The organism is Kocuria sp. NBRC 114282, assembly GCF_030268385.1.
In the GTDB taxonomy this organism is placed as follows: Bacteria; Actinomycetota; Actinomycetes; order Actinomycetales; family Micrococcaceae; genus Kocuria; species Kocuria palustris.
Genome location: NZ_BSQO01000003.1, coordinates 255,666 through 270,060, shown reverse-complemented (window position 1 = coordinate 270,060; position 14,395 = coordinate 255,666). Strand labels below are relative to the sequence as shown.

The window sequence follows — 14,395 nt, the reverse complement described above, 5'->3', positions numbered from 1 at the left end:
ATGAGGCGACGCTCGCTGCCCTGCGGGCAGCACCCTGCAACGTGCAGGTGGACCACCTCCGCGATTTCAGAGCATGGGGGCACAAGGCGGAGACGTCGAGCTCACCGTCGGGCTGATCTTCCGGCCATCTGCTTCGTCGACGCCTTCACGGACATCCTCATCGGGTCCGTCATCGACCGCACGAACACCCGCATGAGCAAGTTCCGACCCCACATCATGGTCTTCTGCGTGCCGCTGGTGCTCTCGGCCGTCCTCGCGTTCTCGCCGGCCGGCCTGCGCGGCACGAACGGCGCGCTGATCTGGGCCGTCGTCACCTGCTTCCTGCTGGGGTCGGTCTTCTACTCCCTGGTCAACATCCTCACTCCGCGATCACGGGCATCAACCTGGCCGCAGGCGCGGCCCCCGCCGCGTTCTTCCTGCTGGCCGCGATCCTGGTGCAGTCCTACCCGCTGACCGATCAGCGCCCCGCGGAGATCCTGCTCGACCTGCGCACCCGCAAGGACACCGGCATCCTGCCGACGGCAGCTCGCCAGGAGATGGAGGCCGCTCGCGGTGTCGCAGGCGCCTCGCCCGCCGCTGCCCCGTCGTCCGCCGACGGAGCCGACCATGCGGAGCACGACGGGATCCCGCCGAGCGCCCCGGACGGTCAGGGCTCCGGCTCGCGCTGAGCCGCCTGCGGCGCCGCCCCCGTGCAAACGGGGGAAAGTCCGCTGAGAACCGCCCGCCGGGCCGTAGCCTGGCGGGCGGTCTGCCGCGGGAGGCGACGATGCCCCCGCCGAGCACCGAGGAGAGGAACTTCTGTGATGGTCGCCAACGAGCAAGCTGCCAGGCCCACCTCTGTGGTCGTCGTGATGGGGGTCTCCGGATCCGGCAAGACGACCATCGGCGCCCTGGTGGCCGATGCCAAGACCGTGCCGTTCGTGGACGCCGATGATCTGCATCCGATCGACAACGTCAAGAAGATGGCCGCGGGCACTCCCCTGGATGACGAGGACCGCTGGCCCTGGCTCGACATCGTCGGCCGACGCCTGCAGGAGGCCGAGGAGTCCGGTGAGGGCGTGGTCATGGCGTGCTCGGCACTGCGCCGCGTCTACCGCGACCGCATCCGCGCCACAGCCCCCAGCACGATCTTCCTGCACCTGCACGGCTCGCTGGAGGTGCTCACCGCCCGCATCGAGGGGCGCAGCGGGCACTTCATGCCCCCGGCGCTGCTGAGCTCGCAGATGGAGACCCTCGAGGCGCTCACGGAGGACGAGACCGGCTACGTCCTGGACATCGGCCAGAGCGTCGAGCAGATGATCGACGAGGCCCTTCCCGCCCTGCAGTCGATCCGCGACGAGATGCCCCGCGGCTGAGCGGATCCGCCTCCGGGCGACGTCTGCGGCGGCCGCTGGTGCGGTGCAGAGCTCGGAGCGTCGTCAGCCGACGCGGCGACGCGGACGGCCCGGCTCCGAGCCGCCTCCCTTCTCGCTGCGCTCCCGAGCGGCAGCCACCTGCTGCTCCAGGTCCGGTCGGGTCAGGGCCCAGGCCTGCAGCGCGGTGATGCTGATCCCCCGCGGGCCGGTGCGTCGGGTGGTCCCGCGCACCAGCAGCAGCCGCGTGCCGAAGAGCACCGGCCCGGACAATCGCTGCGCCTCATCGAAGAACGCGCAGTCGGCCGTCCCGCTGCCGTCGTCCAGGCTGATGAACACCACGCGGTTCCCGCCGCGCATGGGCGGGGTCATGGTGGAGACCCGCACCCCGGCCACGAGCACCTCGGTCTGCGAGCGCAGCTCCAGCAGATCGCCCGCGGCGGTGGCGCCCAGTCGGCGCAGCAGCGGGGCGTAGCTGTCGACCAGGTGGGCGGAGACGTCCAGAGCCATGTGGTCGAGCTCGGCGCGCACGGTCTGCTCGGTGCTGGGGCTCGGCAGGCCCGGCACCAGGCCCCGCAGCTCCGGATCGCCCAGGGGCAGCTCGAGCTGCCCGGAGACCTCGCGGCGGACGGCGGGCGGGCGGGCGTCGGCTCGGTGGCGCATGGCCTGGACCAGGTCCGCGCGGTTGGCCGTGCTGCCGGAGCTCTCGAGCAGCCCGTCCAGCGCGCCCACCGAGGCCAGGCGCTCGAGCGAGCGCCGGGTCGGCCGGGCCCTGGCGCGCAGGTCCCCGAGCGAGGCATAGGGCTGCCCGGCGACCAGGCGCGCGATCTCGGCCTCCGAGACGCCGCTGAGCTCGCGCAGGGACAGCCGGATGCCCAGCCGGCGGCGTCCCTGAGCGTCCAGGCCCTCCTCCGGGGCCAGCTCCTCCACGCGGTGGTGGTCATCGGAGCGGTTCACGTCCACGGGCAGCACGGGGATGCCCATGCGTCGGGCCTCCCCCACGAGCAGGCGCTTGGGGTACATGCCGGGGTCGTGCTCCCACACCCCGGCCAGGAAGGCCTCCGGGTGGTGGGCCTTCAGCCACGCGGATTCGTAGGTGGGCACGGCAAAGGCCGCGCCGTGGGCCTTGCAGAAGCCGAACGAGCCGAAGGCCGAGAGGATCTCCCAGACCTGATCGAGCACCGCGGGCTTCCAGTCCCCCTGCGCGCGGGCGGACTCGCGCACGAAGCGCTCCACGGCCGGCTCCTCGGGGCCGCCGAGCTTGCGGCGCAGCTCGTCGGCCCGGGCCAGACCGCAGCCAGTCACGGTGTCGAGGATGCGCAGGATCTGCTCATGGAAGACGGTCACGCCGTGGGTCTCGGCCAGGATCGGGTCCAGGCGCGGGTCGATCGAGGGCACCGTGGCGAAGCCGTGGCGCTGATCCAGGTACGGCCGCACCATGTTCGACTGCATGGGCCCGGGGCGGAACAGGGAGATGTCCACGATCAGGTCGTCGAAGCTCTCCGGGGCCATCTTGCCGATCAGCTCCCGCTGGCCCGGCGACTCGATCTGGAAGCAGCCCAGGGTGTGCGTGGAGCGGATCAGCTCGAAGGTCGCCGGGTCGTCCCGCGGCACCGCCTCCAGATCGATGCGCGGCGGGACGACGGCGGCCTCATCCTCCTCATCGCGACGACGGGCGCGGATCAGCTCGAGGCGCTGGATCTCGTTGAGCGCGTAGGTCAGCGTGGACTGCATGCGCACCCCCAGGACGTCGAGCTTGAGCATGCCCATGGGGTCCATGTCGTGCTTGTCGAACTGGCTCATGGGCAGCCCCAGCCCGGAGGCCTGCACGGGGGTGCGACCCAGCAGGGACTGATCGGAGAGGATCACCCCGCACGGGTGCATGGAGATGTGCCGGGGCAGCCGGTCCAGCCGCTCGGCGACATCGACCAGCAGATCGAGCTGCCGGTCCTGGGCGACCTGCTGGGCAAACTCGGCGAGCTCGGGCTTCTCCTCGAGGGCCTCCCGGAACGACGAGGCCGAGAAGCGCCACAGCTGCTTGGCGATCGCGTCCACCTGCCCCGGCTCCATGCCCAGGGCCAGGCCGGCGTCGCGGACCGCACCGCGAGCGCGGTAGGCGTTCTGCATGCTCATCAGCGAGACCCGCTCAGGCCCGAAGCGGTCGAAGATGCGGTCGTAGACCTCGTGGCGCCGGGCGGACTCGACGTCGATGTCGATGTCCGGAAGGGTCGAGCGGTCCCGGGAGAGGAAGCGCTCGAAGATCAGCCCGTGCTCCAGCGGATCCGGCTGGGAGACGCCCAGCAGGTGGTTGACCAGCGAGGAGACGCCCGAGCCGCGGGCGGCCCGACGCACCCCCATCTGCCCGATCATGTCCGAGACCTCGGCGACGGTGAGGAAGTAGGTCGCGAAGCCCAGGTGCTCGATGATCGCCAGCTCGTGCTCCAGGCGCTCCTGCACCCTCTGCCAGGCTGGTGAGCCGGGGGCGGCCTGCGGGTAGCAGCGGGCCACGGCCGCCTGGCAGCGCTGGCGCAGCTCCCGGGGTGCCGGGGAGCTCAGGCCCAGCACCGAGGCCTCCGGCACGACCGGTCTGCCCCAGCCGCAGTCGTCGGCGGCGTCCAGGCGGGTGAGGTCGGCGACCTCGGCGGTGCCGCCCAGCAGCGCCTTCACCCCTGCTGCGCCCAGATCGGCGCTGCGGGCTGTGTCGCGGGCCAGGTCCTCCATCTGCGCGGCGGGCTTGAGCCAGGCCTGGCCGTTGGGCTGCAGGGATTCGCTGTCGGTCTCCCCCGTTGCCAGCTGGGCCAGCGGGGTCAGGGTGCGGGCGGCGTCCAGGACGTCGGCGGTGGCCGCGTCCTGCGGATCGAGATAGCGCACGGCATTGGAGAGCACGCAGCGCACTCCGGACTCGACGCCCATCCGCAGGGTCCGGGCGGCGTGGCCCGCGCTCCCCGAGGCGCCGGGCTCCGCCAGGTGGTGCACGACCTCCAGGGCCAGCGCTTGTGGGGGCAGCAGCTGCTTCCAGCGAGCCAGGGCCTGCCGAGCGCTGCGATAGCGACGGGCCGCCAGCAGCCTGCCCACATCCGAATCCGGGCCCAGCAGCACGACCAGCCGGACGGGGGCTCCTGCCCTCGCCTCAGCGGCCGTGCCTGCTGCTCCTGACTCTGCGCTGTGCTTCGTGGACGAGAGGCCGCCACCTGAGGAGCCGGTCACGGGGTCCCCCAAGGCCCCCGGGACCGCCCGCCGACGCAGCTGCTGCCGGGTGATCCCGGGCAGGAACGAGGCGCTCGGCCCCGACCCGAGCCGCGAGCGCAGCCGCGCAGCGCCTGTCCGGGCGCCTCCGCCGGAGCATCCCCGTGCGCTCGCCCCAGCCGCACGGTCACCGGCTGCACCGTCACCGCGCTCACCAGCCGCGGCCCCGCAGGTCTGCTCCGCCCCCTCCACCCGGTGCGCGTCCGAGATCAGCCGGCACAGCGCGGCGTAGCCCTCCCCCGGCGCTGCTCCGGCCCCGGCTCCGGCAGCGAGCACCACCACGCGGTGGAAGCGCTCGCCGTCCGGATCGCCCACCCGCAGATCGACGCCCAGGATGGGGTCGATGCCCGCAGCCCGGCAGGCACCCAGATGCTTGACCGCCCCGTAGAGGCCGTCGCGATCCGTGCACCCCAGGGCGTCGGCTCCGTCGGCCGCGGCGGCGGCCACGAGAGCCTCCGGGCGGGCGACGCCGTAGTGCGCGCTGAAGGCCGTGCGCACATGCAGATGGGTGAAGGTCACCCCCGTATTCGAAACTATGTTCGAATCAGAGTCAACTCACCGCAGGTGGCTCGAGGGCGTCGGGCTCACGAGGCGGAGTCGAGGGCCCGCAGCTCGCCGATCCTGCGGTCGAGCCCGGAGGGCTCTGCGGCCGCCGAGCACTGGGCGAGGGCCTCGCGGCGCCGCAGAGGCAGATCGATCACCCCGCCTCCGGTCTCCGTGGTGGCCCGCAGCAGGCGCCAGCGCCCGGTCTCCATGGTGTGCACGAGCTCCAGGGTGATCAGTGCCGCGCGCGGGCTCAGCCGCACCTGCACGCGCCACATCTCCTGATCGACCACCTCGGTGTCCCGCGGGGCGCGATGCCCATCCACCCACCACGAGCGACGCCGATGCCAGCGCACCGGCTCCTCCGCGACGCTGTGCACCCGCCCCTCCCAGAGCACCCGCACAGGGGCCCCCGACCTCCCGCACTCGACCTCCACGCCCTGCGTCAGCAGCCCCATGATGTCCTCCGCTCTCCCGCGTCCCGCCTGTCCCGATCGTCGTCCGATCGATGCTTCGAAACTAGAAGAGGTGTACGACAGCACAAGACGAATATGACGCTCATGGGAACACCAGTTCCCATGGCGAGGATGGGGTGCTCGCGCCTCAGGCCTCCCCGTCGGCCGCATCATTGAGCTCGAAGGAGCCCCTCCCGTCCAGCGTCTCCCGGAGAAGGTCCGCGTGCCCCGCATGACGGGCGACCTCGGCCGCGATGTGAGCCAGGCACCACCGCACCTCCCAGTGCGTGACGTCCTCGGGGATCCAGGGCGAGGGCGGGACGGGCACGAGCGCATCCAGGTCGGCGGCCTCGTCGAGGTTCTGCGCGGTGAGGGCTACGTGACGGTCGAACTGCTCCAGGACCTCGCTCAAGGGCCGGGCGTCTGCGATGAGCGAGTCCAAGGACGGGTCCTCCGACAGATCCTCCGGAAGGACGGGCGCCCCGGGCGCCGCAGCCGCGAGCGCGGACCAGTACACCCCCACGGCCGAGGTGTGCAGCAGCAGGCCGGTGAGGTTCAGGACCGAGGCGGTGGGTGCGGCATGGGCCTGCTCATCGCTCAGGCCATGGACGGTGGTGCGCATCTGGGCGAGCTGCTGCAGCGCGTAGGTGCGCAGGACGTCGTGCTCGCCGACGGCGTTCGGGGTCAGGAATCCCATGGTGGTGTCCTCCAAGAGAGCTCATGGCCCGGCGGATCCGGGCGCTGAGCACACTGTTGCTCACACCGAGGACAGATCCTGTCCTCGGGATGAGCGATGATGAGCAGGTGACCGATCCCACCTCCCGAGCCCTCTCCCTGCTCAGGCTTCTGCAGGTGCGCCGCTCCTGGCAGGTGGACGAGCTCGCCGCCGAGCTCGGGGTGACTCCCCGGACGGTGCGCCGCGACATCGCCCGGCTGCGCGAGCTGGGCTACACCGTGAACTCCGGCGGCGGCCTCTACGGCGGATACCACCTGGGTCAAGGCGGCCTGCTGCCTCCGCTGGCGCTCGACCTGGACCAGGCCGTGGCCGTCGCGCTCGCCCTGACCGACGCCGCCGCAGCCGGAGGAGCACATGCGGATGCAGCTCTGCAGGCGCTGCACCTTCTCCAGGAGATCGTGCCTCCTCGGGTGAGGCGCCGACTGCGGGGGCTCAGCGAAGCCTCCGAGGCAGGGATCCCCCACCGCACCGTCGATGCCGCTGCCGTCGACCCGAAGTCACTGCTGCACTGCATGGATGCCATCCAGCAGCGGCTCATGCTCGGCTTCGCCTACACGGACCGCCATGGTCGGCGCACGGACAGGCGCGTGGAGCCGCACCGACTGGTGCCGGTGCGAGGGAGATGGATGCTGGTGGCCTACGACCCCGCACGGGAGGACTGGCGCACCTTCCGCTTCGACCGGCTGAGCGAGCCGGAGATCCTCCTGCGGCACTGCACGCCGCGTCCCGGCCTGAATGAAGTGCTGGCGCGTCTCGACGAGCCCACGCCGCCCACCGCCTGGCGGCATCAGGTCGTCGTGCTGATCCACGCATCGCTCGACGAGGTCGCGGAGACCATGCCCCGCCTGGCAGGGCACCTGCAGCCCGTCGGGGAGTCCGAGACCGAGTTCCGCACCGGCGCCGAGGATCCCGACGACGCGGCGAGGTGGCTGAGCACGCTGCGGCAGGACTTCACCGTGCTGGGCGATGAGGAGGTTCACCAGGCCATGAGGCGTCTGTCCGACCGCCTGGGGCGCAGTGTCGCGGACTCGACCGGATGAGTCTCAGCACGGGATGAAGGGGGTCTTCCCAGGACCTTCCATCGATCTGGCGCAAGGACCGGTTCTACACGGGGGACCGCGGCTCGTTCAGCTACTTCGACGCCCACATCGTGGAGCTGATCCCGAACAGCGCCAGCGACGCCTTCAAGGCGCACCTGCGCTCCGTCGGGGCCTCCTATCTCATCGCCGGCGAGGAGACGCTGGACATGGAGATCGCGGTGCGCCGGATCGGAGAGGTCTTCGGCGTGGACGAGCTGATCCTGGGCGGCGGCGGGACCCTGAACTGGTCCATGGCCCGCGACGGGCTGTGCGATGAGGTCAGCATCGTGATGCATGCCGCTGGCCGACGGCGAGACCGACACGGCCTCCCTGTTCGAGGCCAGCGGCGAGCACTCGAGTCCCCTGCCGATCGGCTTCGCGCTGAAGGGCGTCGAGCCCGGTCGCCCAGCAGCAGTCATGACCCGCATCCTGATCACCGGATCGACCACCGGCGTGGGCCGCGCCACCCCAGCGGATCGGCCCGCTGGACGCGGTGATCCACAACGCCGGGGTGATCGCCGGGCCCGCCCTGCTGCCGGTCAACGTGGTGGCGCCCTACCTGCTCACCGCGCTGATGGCCGCGGTGGCGCGGCTGCGCCCGGACGTGCACGCAAATGCCGTCGATCCCGGCTGGGTGCCCACTCGCATGGGCGGCCCCGACGCCGCCGAGGACCTCGATCTGGCACATGTCACCCAGGCCTGGCTGGTCACGAGCCGGGACCCCGAGGCGCTGAGCTCCGGCGAGTACTGGCATCACGGACGCGTCGAGCAGACCCACCCGGCAGTGCACGACGAGGCCTTCCAGGACGAGCTGATCGCAGCACTCGCCGAGCACACGGGAACGGAGCTGCGCCAAGGCTGAAGCGTCGCCGGTCCGCGGAGACGGCGGCCGGTCAGGATGCCGCAGTGCCGACCGGAGGCGGCTCAGGCCGGCCGCGTCTCCCAGAAGGCCACCGCCGAGGCCGCCGCAACGTTCAGCGAGTCCACCCCGTGGGACATGGGGATCCGCACCGTGAGATCGGCGTGGTGGATGGCCGGCGCGGTGAGCCCGTGGCCCTCCGTGCCCAGCAGCAGTGCCAGCTTCTCCCCTGACTCCCGCACGCGCGTGCCGAGGTCGTCGAGAGCCAGGGAGTCGTCCTCCAGCGCCATGGCGGCGGTGAGGAAGCCTGCGTCCTTGACCTGCTGCAGATCCGCCGTCCAGTGCTCCAAGCGCACCCACGGCACCTGGAAGACGGTGCCCATGGACACCCGGATCGCCCGGCGGTAGAGCGGATCGGCGCAGCGCGGGGTCACCAGCACGGCATCGACCTGCAGGGCTGCCGCCGAGCGGAAGATCGCCCCCAGGTTGGTGTGATCGACCACGTCCTCCACGATCGCCACGCGCTGCGACGAGGCCAGCACCGAGGCCAGCGGCAGCGGCTCCGGGCGCTGCATGGCCGCCAGCGCCCCGCGGTGCAGGTGGAACCCGGTGACGCCCTCGAGCACCTCGTCCTCCCCCACATAAAGAGGGACCTCGGGGTGGGCGTCGAGCACATCGGCCAGATCGAGCACCCACTTGCGGGACATGAAGAACGACCGCGGCTGATGCCCCGCCGCAAGCGCCCGGCGCAGCACCTTGGAGGACTCCGCCAGGTACATCCCGCGCTCGGGCTCGAGCTTGCGCCGCAGCGAAACATCCGTCAGCGAGGTGTAGTCGGCCACCCGCGGATCGGCCGGATCTCTCAGGACCGTCAGCTGCGGGAACCGCGCGCCGAGCTCGTCGAAGGACGGGGGGATCTGCTGGCTCACAGCACCTGCCTCACCATGTTGGCCAGGGCGGCCAGCCCCAGGATGACGATCACCGTGCGCAGAGCCACCGGAGAGAGCCGGCGGCCCACCTTGGCGCCCAGCCACGAGCCGACCGACGACGAGATCGCGATCAGCACCACGACCCACCAGTCGATGCGCTCGAAGGAGAAGAGGATGTAGGACACGGCGGCCACGATGTTCACCGCGGCCACCAGGAAGATCTTCACGGCGTTGGCCGACTGCATGGACGCCAGCAGGAACACGCCCAGGATCCCCAGCAGCAGCACGCCCTGCGCGGCCACGAAGTAGCCGCCGTAGATGCCCGCGATGAAGACCAGCACGTAGAGGATCGACGGCTGCGGCAGGGAGTTCGGATCCAGCTGTGCCGGCTCGTCGCCGTGGGCCCGGGCGGCGTCAGCGATCTCCTGAGCCTGAGCCTCCTTCCGCTGCCGCACGATCCCCTGCAGTCGGGGCTGGAAGACCACGAAGAACAGAGCGACGACGATCAGCGCCGGCGCCACATAGGAGAAGACCTCCTCGGGCAGCACCATGAGCAGCCCGGCGCCTATCGCGCCGCCGACGATGGAGCACGGCAGCAGCTTCAGCAGGGTCCCGCGCAGGCCGCGCAGCTCGGCGCGGTAGTTCCACGCACCGGTGAGGTTCCCGGCGATCAGCCCCATGGCATTCGACATGGTCGCTGTCACCGGCGGCACGCCCATGGTGACCAGCACGGGGAAGGTCACCAGAGTGCCGGAGCCCACGATCGTGTTGATCAGACCGGCCCACACCCCGGCCACGAGGATCAGCCCCGCCTGCCACCAGGTGAACTCGAACGACTCGAGCAGCCCGGACATCCACTCCATCAAGAGGACCGGATCAGTCGCGGCGGAACGCGGCGAAGCGATCGCCCACGCGCACGAGCTTCAGCGGCATGCCGAAGGTCTCCGAGAGGTTGGACTGCGTCATGACCTCGCCCACCGGTCCAGCGGCGACCACGCGGCCCTCGCTGAGCAGCAGGGCGTGCGTGAAGTTCGGGGGCACCTCCTCGAGGTGATGGGTCACCATCACCACGGCAGGGGCCAGCTCGGAAGCGGCCAGCTCGTCCAGGCGGGTCACCAGGTCCTCGCGCCCGGCCACGTCCAGCCCGGAGGCGGGCTCGTCGAGCAGCAGGATCTCGGGATCGGTCATCAGGGCGCGGGCGATCAGCACCCGCTTCTTCTCCCCGGAGGACAGCGAGCCGAACTTCCGATCGGCCAGCCCCTGCAGGTTCCAGTCCGACAGCAGCTGCGCGGCGCGCTGCGTGTCGGCCTCGTCGTAGCGCTCGCGCCACCGCCCGGCCACGCCGTAGGCGGCCGTGAGGACGACGTCGGCGACGGTCTCCCCGCCCGGGATCTGATCCGCCAGGTGCGAAGAGGTCAGGCCAATCCGCGGACGCAGCTCGAACACGTCCACCCGGCCCAGGGTCTCGTCGAGGATCTCGACGGTGCCGCGGGTGGGGTGCTGACGTGCCGAGGCCAGGGAGAGCAGAGTGGACTTGCCGGCGCCGTTGGGCCCCAGGACCACCCAGCGCTCGCTGTCCTGCACGGACCAGCTCACCTGATCCAGCAGGTTCTTCCCGCTGCGGACGAGATCGACATCGGTCATCGACAGGGCTGCGCTCATGACGGCCACTCTATCCTCCGACGGGCTCCCGTCCGTGACGACCTGCAGAGCCGGACGATGCCGGATGACAAGCCCACTGCCGCTAGACTCGCCGCCATGACCGAGCAACTCGCCCTGATCGCCCTGGCACGGACACCGCATCCGGAGACCGTCGGGCAGATCATGGAGACCATCGAGGAGGCCGGGGGCGACATCGAGTCCCACGGCCGCGTCCGCGTCACGCCCAGCGCCTCCGGCGGCGGCTCGGCGGATGGAGACCTCAACGGCTACAACGCCGCCTACGCGAAGTTCACGGGCCTGGCCCTGGACGAGGCTCGCCGGATCGTGCGGCCTGATCCCCTCTCGTCCCTGTGGGACGACGTCGACGTCAGCGTCGTCCCCACCTCGATCCTGGATCCCGAGCGCCGCAAGCTGCTCGTCATGGACATGGACTCCACCTTCATCCAGCAGGAGGTCATCGACCTGCTGGCAGCCAAGGCCGGAGTCCAGGACCACGTCGCTGATATCACCGAGCGCACCATGCGCGGGGAGCTCGACTTCGCCGCGTCGCTGCGCGAGCGCGTCGCTCTGCTGGAGGGCCTGCCGGACTCCGTGATCGGCGAGGTCGCCCAGGAGCTGCGTCCCACGGTGGGCGCTGCCGTGCTGGTCGAGACCTTCCACTGCGCCGAGTGGACCGTGGGCGTCGTCTCCGGCGGCTTCCGCCAGGTGCTCGAGCCGCTGATGGCCAAGCACGAGATCGACCACTACCTGGCCAATGAGCTGGAGGTCGTGGACGGTCGTCTGACCGGACGCATCCTGGGCCCCATCGTGGACGCCTCGGTGAAGGCCTCGATGCTGCGCGCCTGGGCCGAGTCGGACGGAGTCGCTGCCGATCAGACCATCGCCGTGGGCGACGGCGCGAACGACATCCAGCTGCTGGAGGCCGCCGCGGTGGGCATCGCGTTCAACGCCAAGCCCGTGCTGCGCGAGGTCGCCGACGCCCAGATCAACATCCCCAACCTGGATGCGGTGCGCTTCTTCGCCGATCTCTGAGGTCCCCCTGCACGACAACGGCGGCGCCGAGCTCACTGAGCTCGGCGCCGCCGTCGTCGTATGTCGAAGGTGCTGGATCAGCCCTGCGACTGGGCCAGGAAGTCCTCGGCTCCGCCCACGAGCTCCACGTGTCCGGTGGGGACGTCGGCGGTGACCATGGCGGCGATCTCCTGCGCGAACTCCTGGACCGTGTAGAGGCGGCCTGCCGACTCGCGGCGCTGATCCAGCGCGCCGGGGCGAGCGCGGTTGAGCAGCGTGGCGGTGACGGTGCCCTCGATCATGTCCGCGGAGACCACGACGAAGTCGATGCCCTTCTCGGAGAGCATGGGGATCCGCTCGGTGAGCGCATCCTCGCCGGCGCGCTTGGACAGCGCCACCTGCTCGTACTCGGGCATGGTCTCGACCTCGCGGATGAAGTGCGCCTGGTGGCTGGTCACGAACACCACGCGGCCGCCCTGGGGCAGCGCCTCGGCCGCGGTCTCCAGAGCGCGGACCTGGGCGTCGCGGTTCAGGCGCATGGCGTAGTCCTCGCCGAGGTCCGACTCCATGCCGCCCGAGGCGTTGAGGATCACGACGTCGACGGACCCGAAGCTGTCCTGCGCGGCCTGCAGCAGCGGGCTGATGCCCTGATCATCGGTGAGATCGGCGCCCACGGCCACGGCCTTGCCGCCGGCCTCCTCGATCTGCTGTACGACCTTATTGGCGCGCGGAGCCTTCTGCCGGTAGTTCACGACGACGTTCGCGCCCTGCCCGGCGAGGATCTTGGCGGTGTCGGCGCCGACGCCGCGCGAGGATCCGGTGATGACGACAGTCTTGCCTGCCACTGAGTCCATGGTGCTCTCCTGTGCTCGCTGCTGCTGGATGTCTGCGACCGCTCGAGGGCCTCAGATGCTGTGTCGGGTGCGTCCGGGAAGGCGGAGGCCTCAGACGCCCATGCCGAAGCCGCCGTCGACCGGGATCACGGCTCCGTTGATGTAGGCGGCCCCGGAGGAGGTGGCCAGCCAGCGCACGACCTCCGCGACCTCCTCGGGCTCGCCGAAGCGGTTGGCAGGGATGCGCTCGGCGTAGCCGGCCGAGACGTCCTCGGGAAGCTCCGCCGTCATGTCGGTGCGGATGTAGCCCGGGGCCACGACGTTGGCGGTGATGCCGCGGCCGCCGAGCTCGCGGGTGATGGAGCGGGCCATGCCCTGGAGCCCGGCCTTGGAGGACGCGTAGTTGACCTGCCCCGGACCGCCCGTGTAGCCGACGATCGAGGAGATGAACACGATGCGCCCGGCCTTCTTCTTGAGGAAGCCGCGGGTCGCGCGCTTGGAGACCCGGAAGGCCCCGGTGAGATTGGTGTTCACCACGGAGGTGAAGTCGTCCTCGCTCATGCGCATGAGCAGGGTGTCCTGGGTGATCCCCGCGTTGGCGACCACGACGTCCACGGGGCCCCAGGTCTTCTCGATCTCGGTGAAGGCCGCGTCCACGGACTCGGTGTCGGAGACGTCGCAGCGCACGGCGTCGACGCCCTCCGGAGCCTCGCCCGAGCGGTAGGTCACGACGACCTGATCGCCCTGGGCACGGAAGGCCTCCGCGATGCTGCGGCCGATGCCTCGGTTGCCGCCGGTCACCAGGACCACTCGCGGAGTCTGCGCGTCCTGCGTCTGAGCTGTCATGTGGTGTCGAGCCTTTCGAAGCGGAAGAAGTCCAGCGACACATTACCGGCCGACGTCCGCCGTTCCGTGGTGGAGCATCTCAGAGATTCCCCGTTCCGGCTTGTGCCGATCAGCAGTCAGCCGCCCGGCCCGAGGCTGTCAGCGCGCGGGTGCACAATGGTGGGATGCCGTCGGGCGGCTGATCCGACGGCCGCGGCGCACCGGGTTCCTGCTGCGCCGTCTGAACGCGGCGGAAGGAGCTGAGGACATGACGCCCCGATACCTCAACCCCTCCGACCTCGCCGCCATGCAGGCCACGGCCGAGCGAGCGCGCGCCCGCTCCCGCGCTGTCGAGCCCCGAGCCTCCTCGTCCTCAGGATCGGGCGGGAAGCGTCGGGGGAAGGACGCGGACTCCTACTCGATCACCTCCACACCGGAGGCGCACTCGGCGGACATGGGCCGGCGCATGGTCGTCTACGGCATCCAGATGCTGCTGCGCGTGGTCTGCCTGATCGCCTTCGTGCTCGTGGACCACTGGATCCTGCGCATCGTGTGCGGGCTGGGCATCATCGTGCTTCCCTGGTCGGCCGTGCTGCTGGCCAATGTGGGCGCGGACCGCACCGAGCGCTCGTCCTCCTACATGGCCCCGGAGCCGGAGCCCTCGCCCGTCCAGCTCACCGCAGAGCCCGTGTCCGAGTCCCAGGAGGAGACGATCGACGGCGAGTGGAGCCTCGACACCGGTCGCATGCTCGAATCCGGCCGGGGCCGTTCCGGTGACGGGATGCAGGACAATGGCCCCGGAGGCAGGGGCGGCTGAGACCGTCTGCGCTGCACCGAACATCATCACCAGAGAACTCAGGAGTCC

The 14,395-nt window shown here is 70.8% G+C and carries 16 protein-coding genes; 8 read left to right on the top strand and 8 right to left on the bottom strand.

Features of this window, described 5'->3' with window-relative positions; all coding sequences use genetic code 11:
- From QSJ40_RS07375 to QSJ40_RS07365, 3 genes are all read left to right on the top strand, one after another.
- On the top strand, positions 1-453 hold the full coding sequence (locus QSJ40_RS07375; RefSeq protein ID WP_251714953.1) for an MFS transporter: 453 nt from the start codon (positions 1-3) through the stop codon (positions 451-453).
- Positions 435-668 (top strand): hypothetical protein, encoded by a 234-nt coding sequence (locus QSJ40_RS07370; RefSeq protein WP_206390196.1) that lies wholly within the window; start codon positions 435-437, stop codon positions 666-668. The genes QSJ40_RS07375 and QSJ40_RS07370 overlap by 19 nt, the downstream gene beginning before the upstream one ends.
- Before the next feature lie 135 nt (positions 669-803).
- Positions 804-1,355: a gluconokinase gene (locus tag QSJ40_RS07365; RefSeq protein WP_051990511.1), complete on the top strand. Its 552-nt coding sequence runs from the start codon at positions 804-806 to the stop codon at positions 1,353-1,355.
- Between the two features lie 63 nt (positions 1,356-1,418).
- On the opposite strand, the gene dnaE is transcribed toward QSJ40_RS07365, so the two are convergent.
- From dnaE to QSJ40_RS07350, 3 genes are all read right to left on the bottom strand, one after another.
- Entirely contained in the window at positions 1,419-5,117 is a 3,699-nt protein-coding gene (gene dnaE, locus QSJ40_RS07360) for a DNA polymerase III subunit alpha (RefSeq protein WP_285729856.1), read from the bottom strand.
- A gap of 65 nt (positions 5,118-5,182) precedes the next feature.
- The gene (locus QSJ40_RS07355) at positions 5,183-5,599 is read right to left on the bottom strand and encodes a hypothetical protein (protein WP_006215694.1); all 417 of its coding nucleotides are present in this window, start codon (positions 5,597-5,599) and stop codon (positions 5,183-5,185) included.
- 145 nt (positions 5,600-5,744) lie between these two features.
- Positions 5,745-6,293: a mycothiol transferase gene (locus QSJ40_RS07350; protein ID WP_053448256.1), complete on the bottom strand. Its 549-nt coding sequence runs from the start codon at positions 6,291-6,293 to the stop codon at positions 5,745-5,747.
- 107 nt (positions 6,294-6,400) lie between these two features.
- Between QSJ40_RS07350 and QSJ40_RS07345 the strand changes: the two genes are divergently transcribed.
- The 3 genes from QSJ40_RS07345 to QSJ40_RS07335 all read left to right on the top strand — a co-directional run bounded on the left by QSJ40_RS07345 (position 6,401) and on the right by QSJ40_RS07335 (position 8,273).
- Positions 6,401-7,372 carry a helix-turn-helix transcriptional regulator gene (locus QSJ40_RS07345; RefSeq protein ID WP_285729852.1) on the top strand — a complete coding sequence of 324 codons (972 nt, stop codon included), beginning with the start codon at positions 6,401-6,403 and terminating at the stop codon, positions 7,370-7,372.
- Positions 7,373-7,482: 110 nt separating this feature from the next.
- Positions 7,483-7,908, top strand: coding sequence for a dihydrofolate reductase family protein (locus QSJ40_RS07340; RefSeq protein WP_235444471.1), 426 nt, complete (start codon positions 7,483-7,485; stop codon positions 7,906-7,908).
- The gene (locus QSJ40_RS07335; protein WP_285729848.1) at positions 7,905-8,273 is read left to right on the top strand and encodes a Rossmann-fold NAD(P)-binding domain-containing protein; all 369 of its coding nucleotides are present in this window, start codon (positions 7,905-7,907) and stop codon (positions 8,271-8,273) included. Before QSJ40_RS07340 ends, QSJ40_RS07335 begins: the two co-directional genes overlap by 4 nt.
- A 62-nt stretch (positions 8,274-8,335) precedes the next feature.
- Here QSJ40_RS07335 and QSJ40_RS07330 read toward each other — a convergent pair whose 3' ends face one another.
- Genes QSJ40_RS07330 through QSJ40_RS07320 form a run of 3 tightly spaced genes read right to left on the bottom strand, consistent with a single transcriptional unit; the run spans position 8,336 to position 10,861 of the window.
- Complete coding sequence (locus tag QSJ40_RS07330; protein WP_259870332.1) at positions 8,336-9,145, bottom strand: TrmH family RNA methyltransferase; 810 nt, start codon at positions 9,143-9,145, stop codon at positions 8,336-8,338.
- Positions 9,146-9,195: 50 nt separating this feature from the next.
- Positions 9,196-10,062 (bottom strand): sulfite exporter TauE/SafE family protein, encoded by an 867-nt coding sequence (locus QSJ40_RS07325; protein ID WP_251714958.1) that lies wholly within the window; start codon positions 10,060-10,062, stop codon positions 9,196-9,198.
- A gap of 13 nt (positions 10,063-10,075) precedes the next feature.
- Positions 10,076-10,861: an ABC transporter ATP-binding protein gene (locus QSJ40_RS07320; RefSeq protein WP_024290429.1), complete on the bottom strand. Its 786-nt coding sequence runs from the start codon at positions 10,859-10,861 to the stop codon at positions 10,076-10,078.
- Positions 10,862-10,957: 96 nt separating this feature from the next.
- Between QSJ40_RS07320 and serB the strand changes: the two genes are divergently transcribed.
- Entirely contained in the window at positions 10,958-11,893 is a 936-nt protein-coding gene (gene serB, locus QSJ40_RS07315) for a phosphoserine phosphatase SerB (RefSeq protein ID WP_285729844.1), read from the top strand.
- Positions 11,894-11,970: 77 nt separating this feature from the next.
- Here serB and QSJ40_RS07310 read toward each other — a convergent pair whose 3' ends face one another.
- Positions 11,971-12,726 carry an SDR family oxidoreductase gene (locus QSJ40_RS07310; protein WP_006213156.1) on the bottom strand — a complete coding sequence of 252 codons (756 nt, stop codon included), beginning with the start codon at positions 12,724-12,726 and terminating at the stop codon, positions 11,971-11,973.
- 90 nt (positions 12,727-12,816) lie between these two features.
- Complete coding sequence (gene fabG / locus QSJ40_RS07305; RefSeq protein ID WP_058870877.1) at positions 12,817-13,551, bottom strand: beta-ketoacyl-ACP reductase; 735 nt, start codon at positions 13,549-13,551, stop codon at positions 12,817-12,819.
- A gap of 247 nt (positions 13,552-13,798) precedes the next feature.
- On the opposite strand from fabG, the gene QSJ40_RS07300 reads away from it, so the two are divergent.
- On the top strand, positions 13,799-14,347 hold the full coding sequence (locus tag QSJ40_RS07300) for a DUF3099 domain-containing protein (protein ID WP_285729841.1): 549 nt from the start codon (positions 13,799-13,801) through the stop codon (positions 14,345-14,347).
- The last annotated feature ends 48 nt before the right edge of the window (positions 14,348-14,395 follow it).